This is a genomic window from Pseudoalteromonas luteoviolacea (genome assembly GCF_001696455.1).
Classification (GTDB): Bacteria; Pseudomonadota; Gammaproteobacteria; order Enterobacterales; family Alteromonadaceae; genus Pseudoalteromonas; species Pseudoalteromonas luteoviolacea_C.
In genome coordinates this window covers 174078-195840 of the sequence record NZ_MAUJ01000008.1, presented here as the reverse complement: position 1 = coordinate 195840, position 21763 = coordinate 174078, and the positions used below count along the sequence as shown (strand labels likewise).

20 protein-coding genes, 1 pseudogene and 1 riboswitch are annotated in these 21763 nt (G+C 43.4%); of the genes and pseudogenes, 13 read left to right on the top strand and 8 right to left on the bottom strand.

Annotated elements, in window-relative coordinates; translation table 11 throughout:
* Positions 1 to 58: 58 nt before the first annotated feature.
* Complete coding sequence (locus tag A7985_RS20155) at positions 59 to 2506, bottom strand: penicillin-binding protein 1A (protein ID WP_065792272.1); 2448 nt, start codon at positions 2504 to 2506, stop codon at positions 59 to 61.
* 226 nt (positions 2507 to 2732) lie between these two features.
* Here A7985_RS20155 and A7985_RS20150 point away from each other — a divergent pair, with 226 nt between their 5' ends.
* From A7985_RS20150 to A7985_RS20110, 9 genes and pseudogenes are all read left to right on the top strand, one after another.
* Complete coding sequence (locus A7985_RS20150; protein WP_065792271.1) at positions 2733 to 3812, top strand: pilus assembly protein PilM; 1080 nt, start codon at positions 2733 to 2735, stop codon at positions 3810 to 3812.
* Positions 3800 to 4401: pseudogene (locus tag A7985_RS20145) on the top strand (PilN domain-containing protein). The gene A7985_RS20150 and the pseudogene A7985_RS20145 overlap by 13 nt, the downstream one beginning before the upstream one ends.
* The gene (locus A7985_RS20140) at positions 4398 to 5003 is read left to right on the top strand and encodes a type 4a pilus biogenesis protein PilO (protein ID WP_065792270.1); all 606 of its coding nucleotides are present in this window, start codon (positions 4398 to 4400) and stop codon (positions 5001 to 5003) included. The pseudogene A7985_RS20145 and the gene A7985_RS20140 overlap by 4 nt, the downstream one beginning before the upstream one ends.
* Positions 5000 to 5536: a pilus assembly protein PilP gene (locus A7985_RS20135; RefSeq protein ID WP_065792269.1), complete on the top strand. Its 537-nt coding sequence runs from the start codon at positions 5000 to 5002 to the stop codon at positions 5534 to 5536. The genes A7985_RS20140 and A7985_RS20135 overlap by 4 nt, the downstream gene beginning before the upstream one ends.
* 12 nt (positions 5537 to 5548) lie before the next feature.
* On the top strand, positions 5549 to 7588 hold the full coding sequence (gene pilQ, locus A7985_RS20130; protein WP_370671179.1) for a type IV pilus secretin PilQ: 2040 nt from the start codon (positions 5549 to 5551) through the stop codon (positions 7586 to 7588).
* A gap of 151 nt (positions 7589 to 7739) precedes the next feature.
* Positions 7740 to 8258 carry a shikimate kinase AroK gene (gene aroK, locus A7985_RS20125; protein WP_036975093.1) on the top strand — a complete coding sequence of 173 codons (519 nt, stop codon included), beginning with the start codon at positions 7740 to 7742 and terminating at the stop codon, positions 8256 to 8258.
* Between the two features lie 27 nt (positions 8259 to 8285).
* Positions 8286 to 9356 (top strand): 3-dehydroquinate synthase, encoded by a 1071-nt coding sequence (gene aroB, locus A7985_RS20120; protein WP_065792267.1) that lies wholly within the window; start codon positions 8286 to 8288, stop codon positions 9354 to 9356.
* Positions 9356 to 10795: an AAA family ATPase gene (locus tag A7985_RS20115; protein ID WP_065792266.1), complete on the top strand. Its 1440-nt coding sequence runs from the start codon at positions 9356 to 9358 to the stop codon at positions 10793 to 10795. The genes aroB and A7985_RS20115 overlap by 1 nt, the downstream gene beginning before the upstream one ends.
* Before the next feature lie 46 nt (positions 10796 to 10841).
* Positions 10842 to 11690 carry a Dam family site-specific DNA-(adenine-N6)-methyltransferase gene (locus A7985_RS20110; protein WP_065792265.1) on the top strand — a complete coding sequence of 283 codons (849 nt, stop codon included), beginning with the start codon at positions 10842 to 10844 and terminating at the stop codon, positions 11688 to 11690.
* Here A7985_RS20110 and A7985_RS20105 read toward each other — a convergent pair.
* Both A7985_RS20105 and A7985_RS20100 read right to left on the bottom strand, forming a co-directional pair.
* A complete protein-coding gene (locus A7985_RS20105; protein ID WP_247684855.1) occupies positions 11687 to 11878 on the bottom strand; it encodes a DUF2970 domain-containing protein in 192 nt (63 codons plus the stop codon). The genes A7985_RS20110 and A7985_RS20105 overlap by 4 nt on opposite strands.
* Before the next feature lie 24 nt (positions 11879 to 11902).
* Positions 11903 to 12199 (bottom strand): hypothetical protein, encoded by a 297-nt coding sequence (locus A7985_RS20100; protein WP_065792264.1) that lies wholly within the window; start codon positions 12197 to 12199, stop codon positions 11903 to 11905.
* Between the two features lie 172 nt (positions 12200 to 12371).
* On the opposite strand from A7985_RS20100, the gene rpe reads away from it, so the two are divergent.
* From rpe to trpS, 3 genes are read left to right on the top strand one after another with little or no spacing between them, the layout of a single operon-like run.
* Positions 12372 to 13061, top strand: a complete 690-nt coding sequence (gene rpe / locus A7985_RS20095; RefSeq protein WP_065792263.1) for a ribulose-phosphate 3-epimerase — start codon at positions 12372 to 12374, stop codon at positions 13059 to 13061.
* On the top strand, positions 13061 to 13735 hold the full coding sequence (locus A7985_RS20090; RefSeq protein WP_065792262.1) for a phosphoglycolate phosphatase: 675 nt from the start codon (positions 13061 to 13063) through the stop codon (positions 13733 to 13735). Before rpe ends, A7985_RS20090 begins: the two co-directional genes overlap by 1 nt.
* Positions 13736 to 13748: 13 nt before the next feature.
* Positions 13749 to 14753 (top strand): tryptophan--tRNA ligase, encoded by a 1005-nt coding sequence (gene trpS / locus A7985_RS20085; RefSeq protein WP_065792261.1) that lies wholly within the window; start codon positions 13749 to 13751, stop codon positions 14751 to 14753.
* A 223-nt stretch (positions 14754 to 14976) separates the two neighbouring features.
* Here trpS and A7985_RS20080 read toward each other — a convergent pair whose 3' ends face one another.
* The 4 genes from A7985_RS20080 to dapA are packed head-to-tail and all read right to left on the bottom strand — an operon-like array spanning position 14977 to position 18932.
* Entirely contained in the window at positions 14977 to 16089 is a 1113-nt protein-coding gene (locus tag A7985_RS20080; protein ID WP_065792260.1) for a succinylglutamate desuccinylase/aspartoacylase family protein, read from the bottom strand.
* Positions 16090 to 16091: 2 nt separating this feature from the next.
* Positions 16092 to 17297 (bottom strand): PLP-dependent decarboxylase, encoded by a 1206-nt coding sequence (locus A7985_RS20075; RefSeq protein ID WP_065792259.1) that lies wholly within the window; start codon positions 17295 to 17297, stop codon positions 16092 to 16094.
* Positions 17297 to 18037, bottom strand: a complete 741-nt coding sequence (locus A7985_RS20070; RefSeq protein WP_065792258.1) for a 2,3,4,5-tetrahydropyridine-2,6-dicarboxylate N-succinyltransferase — start codon at positions 18035 to 18037, stop codon at positions 17297 to 17299. Before A7985_RS20070 ends, A7985_RS20075 begins: the two co-directional genes overlap by 1 nt.
* Positions 18038 to 18047: 10 nt before the next feature.
* Positions 18048 to 18932, bottom strand: a complete 885-nt coding sequence (dapA, locus tag A7985_RS20065) for a 4-hydroxy-tetrahydrodipicolinate synthase (RefSeq protein ID WP_065792328.1) — start codon at positions 18930 to 18932, stop codon at positions 18048 to 18050.
* Between the two features lie 120 nt (positions 18933 to 19052).
* Positions 19053 to 19229, bottom strand: a riboswitch (Lysine riboswitch).
* A gap of 222 nt (positions 19230 to 19451) precedes the next feature.
* On the opposite strand from dapA, the gene A7985_RS20060 reads away from it, so the two are divergent.
* The gene (locus A7985_RS20060) at positions 19452 to 21146 is read left to right on the top strand and encodes a response regulator (protein ID WP_065792257.1); all 1695 of its coding nucleotides are present in this window, start codon (positions 19452 to 19454) and stop codon (positions 21144 to 21146) included.
* On the opposite strand, the gene A7985_RS20055 is transcribed toward A7985_RS20060, so the two are convergent.
* Positions 21136 to 21747, bottom strand: coding sequence for a hypothetical protein (locus tag A7985_RS20055; RefSeq protein ID WP_065792256.1), 612 nt, complete (start codon positions 21745 to 21747; stop codon positions 21136 to 21138). The two genes, A7985_RS20060 and A7985_RS20055, sit on opposite strands and share 11 nt — an antisense overlap.
* Positions 21748 to 21763 lie beyond the last annotated feature (16 nt).

Here is a 21763-nt window from a genome sequence, read left to right as displayed (position 1 = left end):
AAACTTTAAATTTGCCTATTAAAAAGGGCCATGTCTAGCATGGCCCTTTTCTTATCGATTAAAATAATTCTTCTGTGGCAGGCAATGCATCTTCAAAGGGCGTACTGCCGCCGGAATCTAGCACATATTTTGTCGGCGCTGTGCCCCGTTCAAAGTATTCAAAGCGACTCGTAAAATCGTTTTTCTCGCTGAGTAAGCCTGTTTTTAAATCAATGCGCACCGAAACAAGACCCGGAGGAGGGTCGATAGGTGCAAGCGGCGCATCTTTAAGAGCATGGCGCGTATATTGAACCCAAGCAGGTTGTGCAGCCGTTGCACCCGCTTCACCCCCAACGATTTGCTTTTTACCCAAGTTGCTGTTGTATGTAGCGCGACCAAGCGGTTTACTCGCATCATCAAAGCCAACCCAAACCGTGGTGAGTAAGTCGCGGTTAAAGCCTGTGAACCAGGTATCGACAGCATTGTTTGTAGTACCTGTCTTACCCGCTAAGTCTTTACGTTTTAAAGCCTGTGCCCGCCAGCCTGTGCCGGTCCAACCCGTTTTATGGCGCCAGCTTCCGCCACCCCAGATCGCGCTTTTTAACGCATCAGCTACCAAAAAGGCATTTCTTTCAGAAATGATTCTTGGTGCACACACATATGGGTCGGTTTCTAGTTCAATTTCATCACATACTCTTAATGGGCTGGCAGTCCCGAGTTCATTGCCGAATGAGTCAGTCATGCGGTCAATAAAATATGGCTCAATTAAGTGCCCACCATTAGCAAATGCACTCATACCTCGAGCCATTTCTAGAGGGGTTAACGCAGCACTCCCTAATGCAAGCGATTCACTGCGGACTAAGTCTTCATCATTGAAACCAAATTTAAGAATATGGTCCGCAGTATTGTTTAACCCTACACCGCGCATTAAGCGCACTGAAACAACGTTTTTAGACTGCGCGAGTGCTCGGCGAATGCGAATCGGACCGCTATAAACATCAGGGCTGTTCTTTGGTCGCCAAGCGACACCCAGACTCTTATCCCAGTGGTTAATTGGCGCATCATTGATGATGGTTGCAAGCGTGTAATTTGACTCTAGCGCTGCGGAGTAAATAAAGGGCTTGATGTTAGAGCCCACTTGGCGTTTTGCTTGAACAGCGCGATTATATTGACTCTGCTTAAAGCTATATCCGCCGACGAGCGCTTTTATTTGGCCACTTTGTGGATCGAGAGACACAAGTGCACTGGCTGGCTGCGGTAGCTGGCTCAATTGCCATTGTTCGTTAACGTTTCTAACCCAAATCTGCATGCCGGGTTTAAGAATGTCAGTGGTCGCTTTTGGCGCTCGGCCTTGGCGTTTTTCATTGATATAAGCTCTTGCCCAGCTCATTGCTGGCCAGTCTAATGTAATCGATTGGCCTGAAGTTAAGGTGACTGAAGCTGACTTTTCTTCAATTGCCGTGACCACTGCAGCCTGTAATGGCGCGATTGCTTTGACTTTTTTCAAACGTGCAATGATTTGTTCTGTGTTCCACGGTGCTTCATCTTCTTGCCAATAAATGGCGGCTGGTCCACGAAAACCATGGCGTTTGTCGTAGGCATGTAAGTTATCAATGAGCGCTTGTTGGGCAGCTGCTTGGGTTGCAGAGTCGACCGTAGTGTACACTCTAAAGCCAGAGTTATAGGCCGTATCTGTACCATATTTTTCAACCATATAGGCACGCACCATCTCAGAGATATAGGGCGCGTATAGTTCTATTTCTGCACCATGGCGTTTTGCCGTGATAGGGGCTTTGGTTGCTTCCTCATATTCCGCTCGCGAGATGTATTTTTCAGCCAACATACGACCAAGCACAACGTTTCTTCTTGCTTTAGCGCGGGTCGGATTGCGAATAGGGTTTAACGCTGAAGGCGCTTTTGGCAACCCGGCAATCATGGCCATTTGTGGCAGCGTCAGCTGATGTAATTCTTTACCGTAGTAGACCTGTGCTGCAGCACCGATACCAAAAGAGCGGTGACCAAGCTCGATTTTATTGAGATACAACTCAAATATTTCATCTTTACTCAATAACCTTTCAATATGCAGTGCGATGAATATTTCTTTGACTTTTCGGATGTACGCTTTTTCTCTCGTTAAGAAAAAGTTTCTTGCCAGCTGCATAGTGATGGTACTGGCCCCTTGCTTTTTTTGCCCAGTACTGACTAATACAATAAATGAGCGGACGATGCCGATAGGATCGATACCAAAATGTTCGTAAAAGCGGTTGTCTTCGGTTGCAAGAAAGGCATTTAATAGTGGTTTGGGGACATCCGAGATCTGCACGGGGATCCTGCGCTTTTCACCAAACTGATTGATAAGCTTACCGTCCCGTGTAAATACTTGCATAGGGGTTTGAAGTTGTACGTCTTTTAGTACTTTGACGCTGGGGATGTCGGATTTCACATAGAAGTACAAGCCGATTAGAATCAATACGCCAAAAAGGCCAAAAACGAAAACAGTCTGTAATAATCTTTTTAATAAATTCACGAATTTATCCCTACTGAGACTCCCAATTGCTATTGGACACTGTTAGTATATCCTGATTAAAAAGCGATTAATAACTTTTACGTAAATTCTTCTGCCCGGACAGGTGTTAAAAGATGCACCGAAGTTGTTTGGTAAGTATAATGCATAATACTTAATGCGTATCAAATGTTAATTCTTAACAGAGAGCGCCAAGATAACTACTAAATAAGATATTTGGGTTAATTGCATGTTTGATCAAATATTTAAAAAGCACGCGCCAGTAATGGTTGGGATCGACATCGGCTCACACTGCATTAAAGCGGTGCTCTTAGCTGAATCTAGCGCTGGCTTCCGAGTTGAAGCTGTTGCTATCGAACCCTTACCAAAAGGGGCGATGAAAGAGCGTGCTGTTCAAGATATCGAAGCAATTGGGCGCGTTATTTCAAAACTTAAAAAGCGCCTACCCAAAGGGACGCAATATGCGTCCGTTGCCGTATCCGGGCAAACAGTCATCACCAAAATGATTTTTATGGATGTATCTTTAACCGATGCTGAACTAGAGTCACAAATAGCCATCGAAGCGGATAGCCTGATACCTTACCCACTAGATGAAGTCAGCCTAGATTTTGAAAAATTGTCTGTCAACGAAGCTGACCCTTCAAAAGTAAATGTACTTTTATCTGCAGCACGTACCGAAAGTGTTCAAGCGAGAGTGGGCGCATTAGAAGAGTCCGGGTTGAAAGCCAAAGTTGTTGATGTTGAAAGTTACGCGCTAGCTCGCTCGGTGGATGTACTTTACGAACAGTTGCCATCTGATGCATACGATAAAGTTGTTGCTATTATTGATATTGGAGCAGTGGTTACACTGATAAGCGTGGTGCAATCGGGGAAGACCCTTTATACGCGAGATCAAGTATTTGGTGGTGAACAGTACACGAATAGCATCGTAGCGTACTACAATAAAACATTTGATGAAGCTGAACTTGCTAAAACGACGGGGGATCTGCCGCCAAACTATACATTCGAAGTACTGGCACCGTTTCAGACCTCTCTGTTGCAGCAAATTAGGAGAGCATTACAGATGTTTATGACAACCAGCGGCCATGATCAGGTTGATTATATTATATTGACTGGTGGTACTGCGTTGGTGGAGGGGCTAGATCGATTGTTAGTAGACGAATTAGGCGTACATAGCATTATCGGAGATCCATTCGCAAATATGGAAGTGGCCCCGAAAGTTGATAGAAGTGTATTGAATAGACATCGTGCTCAATTTTCGATAGCAACAGGGCTAGCTTTGAGGAGCTTTTCGACATGCCACATATAAATCTACTCCCTTGGCGTGAACAGCAGCGTCAGGCATCTCAGCAAAAATTCCTGACCATTTTAGCAGTGATCGTTGCGAGTAGCTTGGCGCTCATGTACCTAATGGGGACTTTTTATGATGGTTTGCGTCAAGGGCAGGAGATTAAAAATCGATATTTGCAAGGTGAGATTGTAAAGTTAGATAAGCGCATCGGCGAGATCGAAGGTCTGAATAAACAAAAAGAAAATCTGCAAAGGCGTATACGCTTAATCGAGGTTCTACAAAGCAACCGAAATTTGGGAACTCAAATCATTGATGAAGTGGCCAGAGTTGTGCCTGCTGGGGTATACCTCACAAGTTTAGAGCGCACGGGTGACATGATTAAAGTGATTGGACGAAGCGAGTCAACAATCGCCTATCGCAAATGTTAAGAGCGGTGGAGTCATCTTATTTGTTAGAGCGACCCGTTATTCAGGGGATAGTAGCAGGGAGCAATGACGATAGATTATTGAGTGATTTTATGATGCATTTTTACGTTAAGTCATTCGAGCAGATGGAACAAGAACGCCAGGAAGGAGATGGCACGCAGTCTGGAGTACCTGCTACATGAAATTGGATGTAAAAGCGTTACAAGAGATAGATTGGAATGAAATTGAGCTAGATAACATTGGTGAGTGGCCTTTACCAGTGAAGGCGTTATGCTGTGCTATGGTTGTGCTAATCATGCTGATTGTGGGCTACACTATGCTCGTTTCAGCTTCAATCGATAGGTATGAAGGCGCGGTAAATAAAGAACAAGAGTTACGTAAAAGCTATCGAATTAAATACGGGCGTTCTAATAATTTAGAGCTTTATCGGCAGCAAATGGCCGATATGGAAGAGCAGTTTTCTCAACTACTGAGAAAGTTACCAACATCTAATGAAACGCCAGGATTACTTGATGACTTAACTTATGTTGGTACATCAAGCGGACTGACGTTTCTAAAAATAGGGTGGCTCCCAGAGGTTAAAAAAGAGTTTTACACTGAGCTACCCATTAACCTTGAAGTGGTTGGAAGTTATCACGAATTTGGTGAGTTTGTGAGTAAAGTTGCACAGCTACCACGAATAGTGAGCTTGCATGACTTTAGAATAGAAAATGCAGGTAACAACTCATTAGTATTTGGTGTGGTTGCTAAAACATACCGATATGAGCAAGGGGAAAGCCAATGAAATGGCTGACGCCAGCGTTGATGTTAGTATTATTAGCTGGGTGTAACGATGACACCGCAGAACAAAAAGAATATATAGATAAAGTTCAGGCCAGTGCGACGCCGTATATTGAACCTATTCCTGAAATGATGAACTTTGAGCACTTTGCTTATCAGGCTTCTGAGTTACGCAGCCCATTTGTTGCACCAGAGCCTGAAGTCATTGAGAGTCGATTGGTACAGATTAAAAACTGTTTGCACCCAGACCCTGATAGAACAAGAGATCCATTGGAGAAATTTCCTTTGGACAATTTAGTGATGAAAGGGATTATTGCCACAAATGCGTCGACATGGGCTTTGATTAAGGCGGCTGATCAAGGTCTTTACAGAATCAAAGAAGGACAATATATGGGGCTTTACCATGGAGAAGTTGTTGGTGTCTTTTCCGATAGAGTTGAGTTGATGGAGCTCATCCCTGATGGCTCAGGCTGTTGGAAAGAGCGCCTTACTACGATAGAAATGCCAGAAGCTGATGAAATTGGCGCGAGCGAATAATAAAAAGGTGAAATGACTATGACGCGCAATCTAGCGAATAGCTTTGCGAAAACGCTTATCAGTGGAGCTCTGCTAGGAGTTTCAATGCTCTCACATGCAATCCCCATGCTTTATGATATTCGATATAACCCAGTTCCTTCTGGTGAAACTGAACTACAACTGGTTTTTGATGAACAGCTGGATATGGAACCTAAAGTACAGGTACTTAGCGATCCAGCCAGGCTAGAGTTATTTTTTTCTGAGGCTGAATTTGAAGAGAGCCTAAAACAAATGGCCATTAATAAGGCTGGCATTAAATCAATTAGTAGCTTCATGGAAGAAGGCGGGTTTAAAATCAGCATTACATTGGATGAACTTAAATTATATAAAACAACAGTAAAAAATAATTTGGTGTATCTTCAGGTTTCTGATCAACCAATCCCCGATCCAGCAGCGCCTTCTGCCACCAATCAATATATCAATGGCATACAAAGTATAGACTTTAAAAGAACTGATAAAGGTGCAGCACAAATCCTCGCGTTTTTGAACACGTCACAAAGTGCCATCGATGTACAGCAAATTGGCGATAAAATCATTGCTGATTTTCATCATATTAGTATTGCAGATGATCATTTGTATGAACTGGATGTCACAGATTTTGGGACGATAGTTAGTAAAATTGAAACATTCAGAGAAGACAATAAGACACGCATTGTTATTGAGCCAAATGCTGCATTTAAGTTTAATTATCAGCAGTTAGAAAATATTTTTACACTGACTGTCGAAAAAGATACAAATGATTTCAACTTTGGTGGTGATAAGTCATATCAAGGGCAACCGATAACACTGAACTTCCAGGATATTCCTGTACGTTCTGTGCTACAGATCATCGCAGATACGAATAATTTTAACTTGGTCACCAGCGACTCAGTCTCGGGCAATATTACATTGCGATTAGATGGTGTGCCGTGGGATCAAGCTTTGGATGTGGTTTTACGAGTCAAGGGGCTGGATAAAAGGATGGAAGGCTCTATCCTAATGGTAGCACCTTCTGAAGAGCTCAGTGCGCGCGAGGCAAAGGAGCTGCAAGCTAGAAAGCAAGTTGAGGAGTTAGAGCCGCTCTATACTGAGTACATTCAACTTAACTATGCTAAAGCTCAAGAATTTTCTGATTTGTTGAAAACGGATGTTAATTCTATTATTAGTTTGCGCGGCAGTGTGTCTGTGGACGTACGCACTAATACCCTGCTGATTAAGGATACAGCACGTAGTATTGAGAATGTGCGCCGTATGGTAGAAAAACTGGATGTGCCAGTTAAACAGGTCCGTATAGAGTCACGGATGGTCACGGTAACAGATAACGTGCAAGAAGATCTTGGTATACGATGGGGCTTTAGTGATCAGCAGGGTACAGATGCTATCTCAGGTAATTTGACCGCAACTGAATTACTTTCTGGCGGAACTATTCCACAGCTATCAGATAGGTTAAATGTCAATTTACCTGTCCAAGGTACTGCGGCGAGTATTGGGATGCATATCGCGAAACTGTCTGATGGCACACTCATTGACTTAGAGCTCACCGCGCTGGAGCAAGAGAATAAAGGTGAAATCATTGCGACACCGAGTATTACGACTGCTAACCAAAAGACCGCACGCATTGAGCAAGGTACCGAGATACCGTTTGTTGAAGCGACGTCGAGTGGCGCGGCATCGGTTGAGTTTAAAAAGGCTGTATTGAGTCTTGAAGTGACGCCTCAAATTACGCCGGATAACAAAATAATTTTGGATTTAATTATCACCCAAGATACTCGAGGTGATACAGTACAAACCGCAAATGGTCCTGCGGTGGCAATCAACACCCAACAAATACAGACACAAGTATTAGTCGATAATGGGCAAACAGTTGTACTTGGTGGTATATATCAGCAAGAAACGACTAACGCAGTAAGCAAAGTGCCGTTATTGGGTGACGTGCCTTATTTAGGCATGTTTTTTAGAAATACGAAAGAAATCAATGAAAAGAGAGAGTTATTGATTTTTGTCACACCCAGAATTATGAATGATAATTTGTAATGGCGAGAAATTAACAAATAAAGGTGGAATTTGCGCCTTTTCACTTGAAATTTTGAATGAAATACTGAGATAATCCCCTCCTTAATTTTGGGGCCAGGTCGTTAGGCGGGGTTTTATTTCAAATTTTAGAGTTCGTTTGTACTAAAAAGATATGGCTGAGAAACGTAATATATTTCTAGTAGGCCCTATGGGGGCTGGTAAAAGCACAATTGGTCGTCACATTGCCGATCAATTACACCTTGAGTTTTTCGATTCGGATCAAGAAATTGAGCGCCGCACTGGTGCCGATATTGCTTGGGTTTTCGATATTGAAGGCGAGGAAGGTTTCCGTAAGCGCGAAGAAACTGTGATTTCAGATCTGACTGAAAAGCAGGGCATTGTTCTGGCGACAGGCGGTGGTTCTGTGATCAGTAAAGAAGTGCGTAATAAACTGTCAGCTCGTGGGATAGTCGTGTACTTAGAAACGCCAATTGAAAAACAAGTGGCTCGAACACAGCGAGATAAGCGCCGACCTCTGTTGCAAACAGGTGAAGACTCAAGAAAAATTTTAGAAGATTTGGCAGAGCAGCGTAATCATTTGTACAGCGAAGTTGCAGATATCGTTGTACGCACTGATGAGCAGAGTGCTAAAGTGGTTGCGAATCAAATAATAGACAAACTAGATTTCTAATAACCAATAAAAAAGGAGGGAGTGGTGATGCTTGAACTGAATGTGGATTTGAACGAGCGTAGCTATCCCATCTATATTGGTCAGGATCTATTGTCCGATCAGGGGCGACTTCGACAGCATATAGGCAGTAGTCGTCCGGTCATTATCAGCAATGAAACCATTGCGCCTCTTTATTTAACCGTTTTGCAAGAACAGTTAAATGACCTTTCTCCATTACACTTTATTATTCCCGATGGTGAACAATTTAAAACCTTAGAATGGTTTGAGAAAATCTGTGGTTTTTTATTGGAGCACAATTGTGGTCGTGATACTTGTCTGATTGCTTTGGGCGGTGGAGTGATAGGTGATTTAACCGGCTTTGTGGCTTCTGCGTATCAGCGTGGTGTGCCTTTTATCCAAATTCCAACAACATTACTTTCCCAAGTCGATTCATCTGTGGGTGGTAAAACAGCGGTCAATCATCCTCTAGGTAAAAATATGATTGGGGCTTTTTATCAACCAAAAGCTGTTTTTATTGATACCGACACCCTACGCTCATTACCTCCACGTGAGTTTGCCGCGGGTATGGCTGAAGTGATTAAGTATGGGCTTATATATGACGCCGAATTTTTGGCCTTGTTGGAAAATGCATCTGAGCAACTGACTGCATTGGAAACGCAGGCTTTAAATCAAGTCATTTACCGTTGCTGTGAGATCAAAGCAGAAATTGTCGCAAAAGACGAAAAAGAAGCCGGATTAAGAGCCTTGCTAAACTTAGGGCATACGTTTGGTCACGCCATCGAAGCACAAATGGGTTATGGAAACTGGTTACATGGTGAGGCGGTTGCTGCAGGAATTGTATTGGCGATGGAACTAGGTCGACAGCGTGGTGATATTACAGCGCAAGAAGTTGAACGCGTGCGTGCGCTATTATCTCAGTATAATTTGCCTGTCGATCCACCCAGTGACATGACATCTGAGCAGTTTATTCATCATATGCGCAAAGACAAGAAGAATAAACGCGGTAAAATTCGCTTTATCGTACCAACTGCTGTGGGCGTATGTGCATTAGTGGATGATGTATCAGATGAAAGTGTAGGTAATTTAATAGGGCGGTAATGCAGTCTCAAATATTACCAAGCCGAGCTGCCTTGGTAGACCGAGTTGCGATGCAATTCGAGTACGGTCAAAGCTTGATATGTTTGGTTGGCAACTCAGGTTTAGGCAAAAGTTATTTAGCAGAAAGCTTTATAACTGATAAATACGAAGACTTTTCTAAAGCGTTTATTCAGCTTTCAGCTCAAAGTAAAGACACCGATGTGATACGGCAATTGATGGAACACACCTTTCGTTCACCGATTGTCGATCAAAAGCTTTCGCTCTCTGAAAACTTTTTTGTCTTACATAGTGAGCAACCTGCCGAACCGTGTCTATGGGTTTTAGACGGTGCTCGGCATCTCAGTGATGAATTGATTGCTGAATTACAACGTTTAGCGACAAGCGCGCCCACTACCTTGTATATATTGGTAACAGCTCAAAGTCCGGGCATGGTACCTGGTGCGCTTGATATCCATCTCGAACCACTGTCATTTTCAGAGTCAAAACAACTTATGAAGATGTTCTTTAGAGAGTTACCTCCTGAAGACGATCCCATATTTACTACGTTCGTAACAGAAGCACATGGCAACCCCAGTGTGCTACTTGGCTGGACAAAACAAAGCCAAAGTTTAGATCTAAGACAGCCATCAGGGACGAAAAGTAAGCAAAAACACTTTTTCATTGCGGCATTTTCGATTGTACTCGCATTGTGCTTGATTGCTGCACTTTACAATAAACAGTTGATGAACTTGCTAGAACAACGCCAATCGGCTGCTCAGCAAAATAGTACGGCACTCACTGAGCCTACAGTCTTAGAAGCGGAACAAGTTTTGACTGATTTAGTTGTTACAGACCTCAAGCGTGAAGAGCTAACGCCTATAGCCGATGACCAAAAGGGTGAATCGTCTCAAGTCTCAGCGGTGTTAGGGGCGTTGTTATCGGCGCCAAGTGCTGAGGTTGAACAGCGAAAACGTTTGGACGGATCTGAAAAAGGGAACACGCCCGTAGCCGAAAATGTAGAATCCGAGATTGCATCGGGTGAACGATTAAGTACGTCGTCAGTGATACCCGACACAGTCAGTGGCATACCAGCGCCACCACCAGTTGAGAGTACATCGGTTAAGGTACAACCGCCTATTTCGGAGTCTTCGATCGCCAGTTCATCCAACGACAATGACTGGTTTACCTCTCGACCTGATACTGAATGGAGTATTCAACTTTTAGCGGTGACGGATAGAAAAGTCGTTGACGATTTTCTTACTCGGTACTCGGTAGATAACCTGAGAGTAGCTGAAGTGATACGCAGTGGCAAAACATGGTGGTTTGTAACTTTGGCACCATATGGTCAGTTAGAAGATGCGAAAAGGGCACGTGAGAATCTATCGGAGGATTTGTTAGCTGCAAAGCCATTTTTTAAGCGCATCTCTCAAATAAAGCAACAAATCCAACAGTCACAATAAGAAAAATAGTGTAAAATCGCGCTACTTTTGAGTAATTAGATCGATCATGCAGAAAAAGACCAGAGCCTTTTTAAAATGGGCAGGCGGAAAATATAGCTTAGTTGAAGAGATCACTAAGCGATTACGTAGTGCGAACCCTGAGGCAGATACACTAGTCGAGCCGTTTGTGGGGGCTGGCTCGGTATTTCTGAATAGCCATTTTAAACGCTACGTTTTGAATGATATTAACGCTGATCTGATCAATCTGTATAAAGAATTACAACGCGCTCCGGAAGAGTTCATTAGTGATGCTAAGAGGTTGTTTGTTGAACAAAATAACTGTCCTGAAGCCTATTACGAGTATCGTAAGCAATTCAATGAATGCGTCGATGTTTATGAACGCGCTATTTTATTTTTATACATGAATCGTCATGGTTATAACGGCCTTTGCCGATATAACTTGAAAGGCATATTTAACGTGCCCTTTGGTAAATATAAACGACCTTACTTCCCAGAAAACGAGTTATTCTACTTTGCCGAAAAAGCGCAAAATGCCACATTTACGTGTTTAAGCTACGAGCAAGTATTTAGCAAACTGCCCAAAAACTCTGTCATTTATTGTGATCCTCCCTATGTGCCTTTAAGTAAAACGGCGTCTTTTACTAGCTATGCAAAAGGCGGTTTTAACTTGGATGACCAAGCAGAACTGGCAAACCTTGCAGAAACTGCAGCATTTAAAAGTAATAAACCTGTATTGATCTCAAATCATGATACGGTTTGGACAAGAAAAATTTACAGCCAAGCCAATTTGGATGTTATCCAAGTGAAACGAACTATTAGCCCAAAGGGGAATGCGCGAAACAAAGTGAACGAATTGATGGCCCTGTACGACGCTGATAAGCGACCTACAACTTAATTGTTGAGTGCGATGATACCGTTTACGAGTGTAATGAGGAAAACTACAAACAGCACGACGAATAGTGTGCCCGCAACTGCGTAAGGCCAAAATCGACCTTGTTGGAAGTCAAATTGGTATTTTTTGTTGCTTTGCACACCAAACATAGCAGCCAAGACGCTTTGAATGAGATTAATGAAAGTCATCATTTTGCGTCCAAGCCACGTTTAGCATTAGAATTGTGAAATTGACGAAGAGTCTTGCTTGTCATCAGAACCAATTAACAGTTCTAACAAGTCTAGGTAGTGAAATTGAGCATTACTACTACCACCTGTTAACCAAGCAAACCAACTTGTGTGTGCTTCACGTTTACAGTACGGAACATTGTAATTATTATAGTTAGAATTGGTGCACTGACATTGCTCGTACTTTGTAACCACAATCTCTTCGTTTCCAAATGAGAATACACCCACTGAAACTACAGCAGCTGCTGCAAACAATACCGTCCGTGTTTTAAGCCATGTTGCCATAACTATCCCCTCAGCGATGAGCTATCTATAAATAGTACACTATGGATGTTTATTAAACAATCGCTTTATCTACGATTCCTGTTATTTACTCGCAAATTGCACAATTGTTGGTCGTGTAATTGTGGGCAAATTGGGGTAAAGTAGCGTCGACATTTTACTTGAAGGGGGTCCCATGTCTTTAGCCAGTTCACAGCCTGAATTTTTAATTGCGCCATCTATTTTATCTGCAGACTTTGCGCGTTTGGGCAGCGATGTGGAGCAAGTTATTAATGCCGGTGCTGATGTTGTACACTTTGATGTTATGGATAACCACTATGTGCCTAATCTCACATTTGGTCCGATGATTTGCGAGGCGCTAAGAGGCTATGGTATTACAGCCCCTATCGACGTGCACCTAATGATTAAGCCTGTAGACTCTTTAATTCCAAGTTTTGCCAAGGCGGGCGCTGATATTATCACATTTCACCCTGAAGCGAGTGAGCACGTTGACCGCAGTTTAGCACTGATCAAAGAGCTTGGTTGTGAAGCAGGTCTGGTGCTTAACCCTGCGACGCCACTACATTGCCTAGATTATGTTATGGATAAAGTAGACCAAATCTTATTGATGTCTGTGAATCCAGGGTTTGGTGGTCAAAGTTTTATTCCAAGTACGTTAGACAAATTAAAACAAGTCAGAGAACGCATTGAAGCGTCGGGTCGAAAAATCCGCTTAGAGGTTGATGGTGGTGTGAAGGTCGAAAACATTGCAGAAATTGCGGCAGCAGGGGCTGATATGTTTGTGGCGGGGTCCGCAATATTTAATCAACCAGACTATAAAACCGTGATAGATGCAATGCGCCAAGAGTTGGCAAAGGTACGCTAATGAGATTGAAAGGTCTTATATTTGATTTAGATGGCACCTTAGTGGATAGTGTGCAAGACATGCACTGGTCGTTAAACTTGGCGCTATCAGATGTGGCTTTCCCCGTAGTATCAGAGGCACAAGTACGCAATTGGGTCGGTAATGGCATCGATAAGCTGGTCATGCGAGGGTTGAGTTGTGACTTTGAAGTCAACCCTGACTTATCTGAGACACTCATTCAACAAGCTACAGAACAGTTTAAGCATCATTACCATACACTTATTGGAGAGTATGCTCAGCTTTATCAAGATGTTGAGAGCGTATTGAGAGAGCTTTCAGCTATGCCAAAAGCGATCGTCACCAATAAAAATAGAGCATTTACATTGCAGTTGTTGCAAAAACTTAACATTGACACATATTTTGATGTTATTGTATGTGGTGATGATGGAAACAAAAAGCCAGATCCTGAGCCTCTACAAGCGGCCTGTAAAGAGCTCGGGTTAACAGTTCAAGAAGCGATAATGATTGGCGACTCCAAAAGCGATATTTTGGCAGCACACAATGCAGGTATGCCAGTGATCGCATTAACTTATGGGTACAATCAGGGCTTTGATTTGAAGCAGTTGAATCCAGAGTACCTCTGCGATAGGTTCTTAGATATAATCCCCATTTTAAATAATTCAGACTTGAAATAAATAAAGGAACAAGATGACTAAACCAGTAGTATTAAGTGGCATTCAGCCAACCGGTGGTATGACAATAGGCAATTACGTAGGTGCCATAAACCAGTGGCTTAAGCTACAAGAAGATCACGACTGTTTCTTTATGCTGGTTGATCTTCATGCCATTACCGTGCGTCAAGATCCAGCGGCTTTACGTGAGCGTGTTTTAGATGGCATTGCCATGTACACAGCATGTGGTATTGACCCAGAAAAGTCAGCTTTATTTGTGCAGTCGCAGGTGCCAGAGCATGCGCAATTGGGGTGGGTACTTAACTGTTACGCGCAGATGGGTGAATTGAATCGTATGACTCAATTTAAAGATAAATCATCAAAGCATGCAAACAATGTAAATGTTGGTTTGTTCTCTTATCCGGTATTGCAAGCTGCAGATATATTGCTATATCAAGCTGATCAGGTCCCAGTTGGGGAAGACCAAAAGCAACATTTAGAGTTGACGCGTGACATTGCGACTCGCTTTAACAATATCTACGGTGACGTTTTTAAGGTGCCTGAGCCATATATTCCAGAGTTGGGTGCGCGTGTAATGAGCCTTCAAGATCCAACGAAAAAAATGTCAAAGTCAGATGAAAACCCGAACGGTTTTGTACTGCTGTTAGATGAACCGAAGAAAATTGAGAAGAAGCTGAAAAAAGCGGTTACTGACTCAGATGAGCAAGCACGCATTTACTTCGACCGTCAAGAGAAGCCCGGTGTGTCTAACTTGCTGACATTATTGTCTGTTGCAACAGGTCGCTCCGTTGAAACGCTTGTGCCAGAGTACGAAGACAAAATGTATGGCCATTTGAAAAAAGATACTGCGGCAGCGGTTGTTGAGATGCTTGAGCCAATTCAGTCTCGCTTTCATGAGATTAGAGCCGACAAAACACTGCTTGAAAACATCATGCGTAATGGCGCCGAAAAAGCCAGCGAACGCGCAGAGAAAACGTTAAAAGCAGTCTATGATGCAGTGGGCTTTATCCCTCGTCCGTAAATATTTTGGCTATCTCATCCTATGAGCCAAGGCAATAAAATGCTTTGGCTTTTTTATTTTCACTGATCCGTTTGAAATTGCATTGGTACTTTTGGGAAGTGGTAACGGCGCGGGGCAGGAAAAGAAAAAAGGGTGGTGACAGAGCCACCACACCTTAGCAAGTAAGTCTCAGACCTACCTACTCTCACGCAATGTGTTGTGCCAAACCTATTTAGGGCTGGCCTTATAATTCGAAGTAGTTGGTAAACAACTTATAGAGTTCAGTACCTTGGTTCACGCTCGCTGACGCAAAGTGCAAGATTGCGATGCCATCTTGTGCAAAGGTTATTGGCTGCAGTGCTTCTCCATCGCAATATTTATCCATACGCAACACTGTTGCCAGAGAATCTCCAGCTTTTACATGGGCACCTAATGAAGCTTGATAATCAATCATGCCCCCCATAGGCGCGTAAACCGCCACATAATCTTTTAAATAACAGGCATAGCGGGTGATAGGCTGCGGCCGGTAACCTGATTCCAATATGACCTCTTTGTGAGTGAGGTAACTGAGAATGCTATTGGCGTCATTGTCAGCTTCTTTGAGGTCAATATGTTCTTGTGACCCCAGTTCGACGGTGAAGGCTTCAACTAACGTTGAAAATTCTCGCCCCTGTGCTGCAAAAGCCTCACTGAGTTGCCACCAAGGGCAGAAGCAAGCTTCATCCATGGCACCGTCAAATTCATTGGGGATCAGTAAGGTGTGCGGAATATCAAAATGCTTTGCACTATCTTTAGCATATTCAGGGCAATAAAGATGCTTAGCTGATACTGGGCCTGTGTGTAAATCCAAAACCAAATCTGCTTGATGTGCTAAGTGCTGGAGGTGCAGTGCAATACGCTTACCCGTTTTCAATTGGTGCAGTGGCCCTGTGAGCAAACGCTCGGTTTGTTCAATCAACAACTGCTTGAATTCGGCACGAATGATTTCTTCAGGCTCATCTTTAAAGCGCGTCGCAAACTCTGCAATAAGGTGGCTATGGTCATGATAAAGTCTATTCCAATTTTCACCTGTAATTGGGTCAAAACGGCCAAGCGTAAATTCGCCTGACTTTTGGTTGCAACCAATTGGGTTGGCGTAAGGTACTAAGGTAATGGAGCCTGCGAGCCGTGCTGATTTTAATTTTTCAAGCAAAGCATAAATCACGGCATTGCCCTGAACTTCAGCACCATGCATATTGGCCTGAATATATACGTTTGGACCTGCTTGGATATCGCCAACAGTAAACACAGGGATCGTTAATGCTTGTCCATTGGCAAGCTCACCAACTTGAATGGTTTGTTGAGTGATCTGATTCATAATTACCTCAAGTACTCACTTGGTGTAAGAGGGGCACGCATGCAACGTACCTCTCCAGCTTGATAGATAAATTCAGCGGGCAGTGTATGGCACAGGAAATAAGGCATACTCTCAGTAAAGCCATAAGCACCACACTGGCTAAATAACAGCCAATCATTTTCATAGGCATCAGCTGGGAGCTGGTGTTCCCCTAAATTATCTAACGCGGTACACAAAGGGCCATGTAATGTAAAAGGTACCGTAGTTGCTTGGCTTTCTCGCAGCAACGTTGCAGGAAAAGCTTGCCCGGTAACCGCTGGGCGAAGCAGGTGGTTTATACCGCCTGCTAGAATTAATTGGTTTGCACCATAGTTTTTCTTTTGCTCTATGATTGGGTTGAGATAATAGCCACATTCTCCTACTGCATAGCGACCTAACTCCATCCATAGCTCATCGACTTGCGCATCGGCTTTAAACTGGGCTAAGCTCGTTAAAATTGCTTGCCAATCAATAGCAGAATCTTCGCGGCTGTAAGGTATACCCAAACCGCCACCCAAATCCAAAATACGTAGGTTCATTTTAAGTCTTTTAGATAGACTTACGAGCGGTGCAATCATTTGCTGCCAGAGCGAGGCGAGCTTGCTTGCATCGAGCATGTTGCCCCACTGGAAAATATGTAAACCCGCAAAGTCTAGGTTGGGATAGTCAATTAAACTGATTGTTGCCCATTCGTCAGCCCCTAAGCCAAAAGGGGTCAGGCTATCACCACCAAGTGGATTTTTTTCATTATTTGGCCAGCGAAGTTGAACACGCAATAAAATCCGAAGTTGCGTATCATGCCTCAATGCGGCTTCTTGTAGCCAGGCAACTTGATTGACACTTTCCGCAACAAAGGTAGTTACACCAAGGGTCAGGAATTCTTCTATTTGCTGTTTAGACTTCGCAGGTCCAGTGTTGAGTACGCGTTTAGCGTCGATACCTTGAGACAGTACTTGCTTTAACTCCCCACTACTTGCGACGTCAAAATCAAACCCTGCTTGATCTAAGGTTTGAATGACGGCGGACAGTGGGTTTGCTTTGACTGCGTACCATAGCTTGACAATCGATTGGTCATTTATCGTCTTTAAATGTTTAGCCAGCTGGTCTAAGTCATAAAGATAAAATGGTTCGTGTTGCTGGGCTGTTAGTTCGGTTATCGCTGCTTTAACTGGCGTACTCAAGGTTTGCATTAGCGAAGCACCTCTTCTAATTCAAGTGCCGCGTCGCTTTGTTCATCGCGGTATTTAACAATCAGTGCGCACGATAGGCTTAGTCCTTGTTGTTGAGCCCAATCTCCTTTAGCTGGTCTTGAACCTGGGATCACAATGGCATTTTCAGGGATGGCTTCCCCTTTTTCTAGTACACGCTCATTCACACAGTCATACACTGGGATACTGGCAGAGAGGCGTACACCAGGGGCTAACACAGCGCCCTTTTTAACCACGACACCTTCAACTAAAACACAGCCCGCACCGATAAACGCATTGTCTTCAACGACAACAGGGCTTGCACCAATTGGTTCAAGCACGCCTCCAACCTGTACCGCGGCACTGAGGTGTACATTTTTACCAATTTGAGCACATGAACCAACCAATGCATGGCTATCTACCATTGTACCTTCATCGATATATGCACCAATGTTTACATAGGCTGGTGGCATGATAATTGTGCCTGCTGCTACATATGCGCCACGGCGAACACTGCTGCCACCCGGGACCATTCTTACGCCAGCGTCAGCGGCGAAGCCCTGCGGTGCTAAGTTATCTTTGTCGACAAATCCACCTGGGTATTCTGTATTAGTACCATTTCTAAATGCTTCTAAAATGCCTTGTTTTACCTCGACATTCGCGTGCCAAGTGCCTTGTTCGTCCTGTGTTGCTGCGCGAACAGTGCCGTTTTCGAGGTTATTTAATAGGGTTAACCAGCTCATGTATACTTCCTTAACTCCAAGATAAAATTGTTGAATTTGCGGTTTTAATAAAAGTGGTATCTGTCAGTTCTAAATGGGTTAGCGGTGGTCGCAATCGTGGTGTGGAAAGCTGGCCCTGCAAGTGCATTAGTACCTTAACCGGAATTGGATTAGCGACGCTAAATAAGCTATTTACGGCATCGGTCCAAGTGGTGAATAAATTCGGAAATGTCCCAGCAAGAGAGCGGCTGACAAATTCAGCAGTCTGCTGTGGCCAAGCATTGGCTGCGACAGAAATAAGTCCAGCTGCTCCTGCTTGTGCAAAGTAGGGCATCAGTCCATCATCACCACTGAAGATGGCCAAGTCTGGTGATGCCTTACGAAATGACTCAAACGTTGCAATGTCGCCACTGGCTTCTTTGAGTGCCCAAAGGTTGGGGTGAGAAGACAAGTTTTCGATGACATTAGGGCTAATTGAAACTGCACTGCGACTAGGCACATTGTAAAGCATACAAGGAAAGTCACTGGCATCTAGCAAGGTTTTAAACCAGTGTGTGAGGCCCACATTACCTGGTTTTGCATAAAGCGGTGAACCCAGTAAAAATGCGTCAATGGGTTTGTCATTGCAAAATTTAACCCACTCAAGTTGAAGCGCTAGATCAGAGCCTCCAACGGCAACCATCAGGGGCACACATGGGGTTAAGTCACAGACAAAGTTGACAATATCACGTTGCTCTTGCTGTGAAAGTGCGAGGCCTTCACCAGTGCTGCCGAGCAGTAATATCCCATTGCCCGCGGATTGTTGGGCGTGAACCAATGCTTCTAAAGTTGCAAAATCAACTTGGTTATTGTCATCAAACGGCGTGACTAATGCCGTCCACAATGGGTAGTCAGATAAGGTATAGTTTGATTTCATCTCTACCGAACTTAAAAGCTGTTCGATAGTTAGGTGCTTGTTGAGCGAGCCCATCTTTCGAACAATTAAAATTCGAAGAGCAATGGACTTAAAATAGAATAAGGCAGGCCTTATCTTTCTAAGACCAGAAGCTCTCCACCAAATATGTTGGTGACAGTCGTTGGGATTCAGCCCAAGCGCCCGAAAAAACCGCCAAACAAAAACGGTTTCTTCTCGGCGTTAATTCCCCTCACTGAGTGTCATTGGAGTTTGCTCTCCTCGACTCAGCTACCTGAATAACGCACCTCTTCCAGCCCTCAAAACAGCAATAATAGCTATTTTGCGATAATAGGGTCAGGAGGATTGAAACATTTTGGCCATCTAGGTGTCAAGCTCTGAAAGGTAAAAGATTAAAAATAAGCTAGACTGAGAGAGTTAATCGGAAAGTTTATTTGCTGGCATTGGGGGCCTTGAGGAGCGCATCGGTTGTTGAAAATCCTGAAAAATTTTAGGCTGAGATATATTTTAGCGATATCCATCATGGCGATTTTGATCACCACTGCAATGGTGACCATGCAGGTTTTGCTTTCACAGCAGTCTATCAGCGCAAATGTGATAAACACTGCGGGGATGCAAAGGATGCTGTCTCAAAAGGCGGCTTTGTTACTGGGTAACGAATATATCAAAGAGCAACAACACAAGTTTGTGAACGAGCAGGCATTTCTTGAAACGTTGGAGATGATACGTGCAAATCATGCTTTTTTAGTTGAAAAAAATGCCGATGGATATGTGCATTTATCACCTGAATTAGTGCAGTTTTACTTTCAACAGCCTGTGGCGTTAGAAGCACAGATAAAAGACTATCTGCTGATGCTACTTGACGCACATAGGCTGGCCCTTGCCAATAAGTTAAGCATTGAAAAGTTGGAACAAGTTAATGCCAGAGCGTTACAAATACTGGTGGTGCTAGATGAAGCTGTAACGTTACATGAAGCGTTTGCTAACGCAAAAGTCGCTAAAATCCAAAATGCCGAATTGCTGATTTGGATCTTAGGGTTAATGATTTTAGCCATTGAAGTGAGATGGATATTTTACCCAATGGAAATCAGCATTAGAGATAAAATTAGTCATTTACAGCGTATGCGGCAAGAATCTAACCGTTTGAAGCATAGTAAAGGGGAGTTTTTGGCTAGAGCAAGTCATGAGATGCGCACCCCATTGCAGGCAATCTTGGGATATTTACATTTATACCAAGAAACAAAAAAGCAAGCACATTTAGACATCGTTAGTCGAAGTGCGCAGCAATTACATGTCCTACTGTCATCCATTGATGATTATAACGCACTGTCTGAGCAGAAAAATATAAAGCTAGAAACCAAAGTTGCTCGCCTAGCTGACACATTAGATTTGCCAATCTCGACCTATGAAGGGGTCGCGAGTAACAAACAGTTGCAGTTTGAAGTGGATATTGGGGATGAATTGAATCAGGTGGTAGAGTGTGACCACAATCGAGTTGCGTGGCTAGTCGGTGAGTTATTAGGTAATGCGGTTAAGTTTACCGAACACGGAAAAGTGAATATATCGGCATTTGGGGTATTTGGTGCACATGAGCAGGCGAGCATGGTGTGTGAAATTTCAGATACTGGCCTCGGCATGACGGGGATTAAAAACAATGAGGAAGAGACAAAAAACTATCAGGGAATGCAACTTGGGTTGGCCCGGGCTCGTTTACTGGTAAGTATGATGGGCGGGAAAATGGTGTTCAGTGAGTGTGACCCTAGCGGTACAAAAGTAAAGTTGGAGCTTCCAGTAAAATTGATCTTACAGAAATCTTCAGCGCCTCACCAGCAGGGAACTGCACAAAAAGTGCTATTAGTTGAAGATAATTTATTAAATGCGCGGATCGTTATTTCTATGCTGGAGAAGCTCAGCTTGCGTGTTGTGCATACCATTAATGGTCAAGAAGCTATTAACGCATTGCAAAATGAAGAGTTTTCCTTAGTGATTATGGACTTGAATATGCCTATTATGGATGGCTTTTTAGCGATTAAGCTCATTCGACAATCGTTGGGGTTGGAGTTGCCAATACTCGTTCTTACTGCAAATACATCGGAACAATCTATTGCGCGAGTGTATGAATTAGGCGCCAGCACCCATCTTTTCAAACCGGTTGATTTTGCAGCACTTCAAGAAAAAGTCGAAGCGCTGCTGATCCCCACTGCGCTCAGTGAGTAACTTTAATATTACCCACACCTACGTCGACCTCTAATTGGTATTTGCCGTGACCACGATATTTGGTTGTCGACCCAACCATCGATTTTTCGTGATTAGATTTACCTGAAAAATTCTTCAGTTTTGTTTTTCCGACACCAGACTCTAATTCGACACTTTGATAATCTTTCAAACCACTTTGGATCTTGACATTACCAACACCAACTTCAATTTCGGCACTGTTAGCAAGCGCATCAATATTGATATTTCCAACACCTAACTCGGCCTCAAGTAGTAACGAAGCTGGCATTTTAACGTGCCAAGTCTGCTCTACTGTTTCTTCGTCTATGGTGAGGTATATCTCTTGGTTTTGCTGCTGTCGCTCAAGCCTAATTGCGCTTAAATCTGTTTTACCAAACCAGCCTTCTTCTTTCTCTCTCAATTCAATATTCACTTGAATTGAGTCCCCTTGATAGGTTTCTACGTTGAGTTTGCCTACCGGAAAAGAAATTTCTAATGATTGATTTGAAGCGATAGGAAACTGCTCTGAAATAGTATGAGTTTGGGTTGCTTGTGCCTGCCACATAACACTTAAAGACAGCGGTAGCCAATATAATTTATGCATACAATGCTCCATTCAT

Bases quoted from the DNA above. Each gene is read 5' to 3' on its own strand.
- A7985_RS20150 (WP_065792271.1), top strand. From the start codon at position 2,733: ATGTTTGATCAAATATTTAAAAAGCACGCGCCAGTAATGGTTGGGATC.
- A7985_RS20140 (WP_065792270.1), top strand. From the start codon at position 4,398: ATGAAATTGGATGTAAAAGCGTTACAAGAGATAGATTGGAATGAAATT.
- A7985_RS20135 (WP_065792269.1), top strand. From the start codon at position 5,000: ATGAAATGGCTGACGCCAGCGTTGATGTTAGTATTATTAGCTGGGTGT.
- pilQ (WP_370671179.1), top strand. From the start codon at position 5,549: ATGACTATGACGCGCAATCTAGCGAATAGCTTTGCGAAAACGCTTATC.
- aroK (WP_036975093.1), top strand. From the start codon at position 7,740: ATGGCTGAGAAACGTAATATATTTCTAGTAGGCCCTATGGGGGCTGGT.
- aroB (WP_065792267.1), top strand. From the start codon at position 8,286: ATGCTTGAACTGAATGTGGATTTGAACGAGCGTAGCTATCCCATCTAT.
- A7985_RS20115 (WP_065792266.1), top strand. From the start codon at position 9,356: ATGCAGTCTCAAATATTACCAAGCCGAGCTGCCTTGGTAGACCGAGTT.
- A7985_RS20110 (WP_065792265.1), top strand. From the start codon at position 10,842: ATGCAGAAAAAGACCAGAGCCTTTTTAAAATGGGCAGGCGGAAAATAT.
- A7985_RS20105 (WP_247684855.1), bottom strand. From the start codon at position 11,878: ATGATGACTTTCATTAATCTCATTCAAAGCGTCTTGGCTGCTATGTTT.
- A7985_RS20100 (WP_065792264.1), bottom strand. From the start codon at position 12,199: ATGGCAACATGGCTTAAAACACGGACGGTATTGTTTGCAGCAGCTGCT.
- rpe (WP_065792263.1), top strand. From the start codon at position 12,372: ATGTCTTTAGCCAGTTCACAGCCTGAATTTTTAATTGCGCCATCTATT.
- A7985_RS20090 (WP_065792262.1), top strand. From the start codon at position 13,061: ATGAGATTGAAAGGTCTTATATTTGATTTAGATGGCACCTTAGTGGAT.
- trpS (WP_065792261.1), top strand. From the start codon at position 13,749: ATGACTAAACCAGTAGTATTAAGTGGCATTCAGCCAACCGGTGGTATG.
- A7985_RS20080 (WP_065792260.1), bottom strand. From the start codon at position 16,089: ATGAATCAGATCACTCAACAAACCATTCAAGTTGGTGAGCTTGCCAAT.
- A7985_RS20075 (WP_065792259.1), bottom strand. From the start codon at position 17,297: ATGCAAACCTTGAGTACGCCAGTTAAAGCAGCGATAACCGAACTAACA.
- A7985_RS20070 (WP_065792258.1), bottom strand. From the start codon at position 18,037: ATGAGCTGGTTAACCCTATTAAATAACCTCGAAAACGGCACTGTTCGC.
- dapA (WP_065792328.1), bottom strand. From the start codon at position 18,932: ATGAAATCAAACTATACCTTATCTGACTACCCATTGTGGACGGCATTA.
- A7985_RS20060 (WP_065792257.1), top strand. From the start codon at position 19,452: ATGGCGATTTTGATCACCACTGCAATGGTGACCATGCAGGTTTTGCTT.
- A7985_RS20055 (WP_065792256.1), bottom strand. From the start codon at position 21,747: ATGCATAAATTATATTGGCTACCGCTGTCTTTAAGTGTTATGTGGCAG.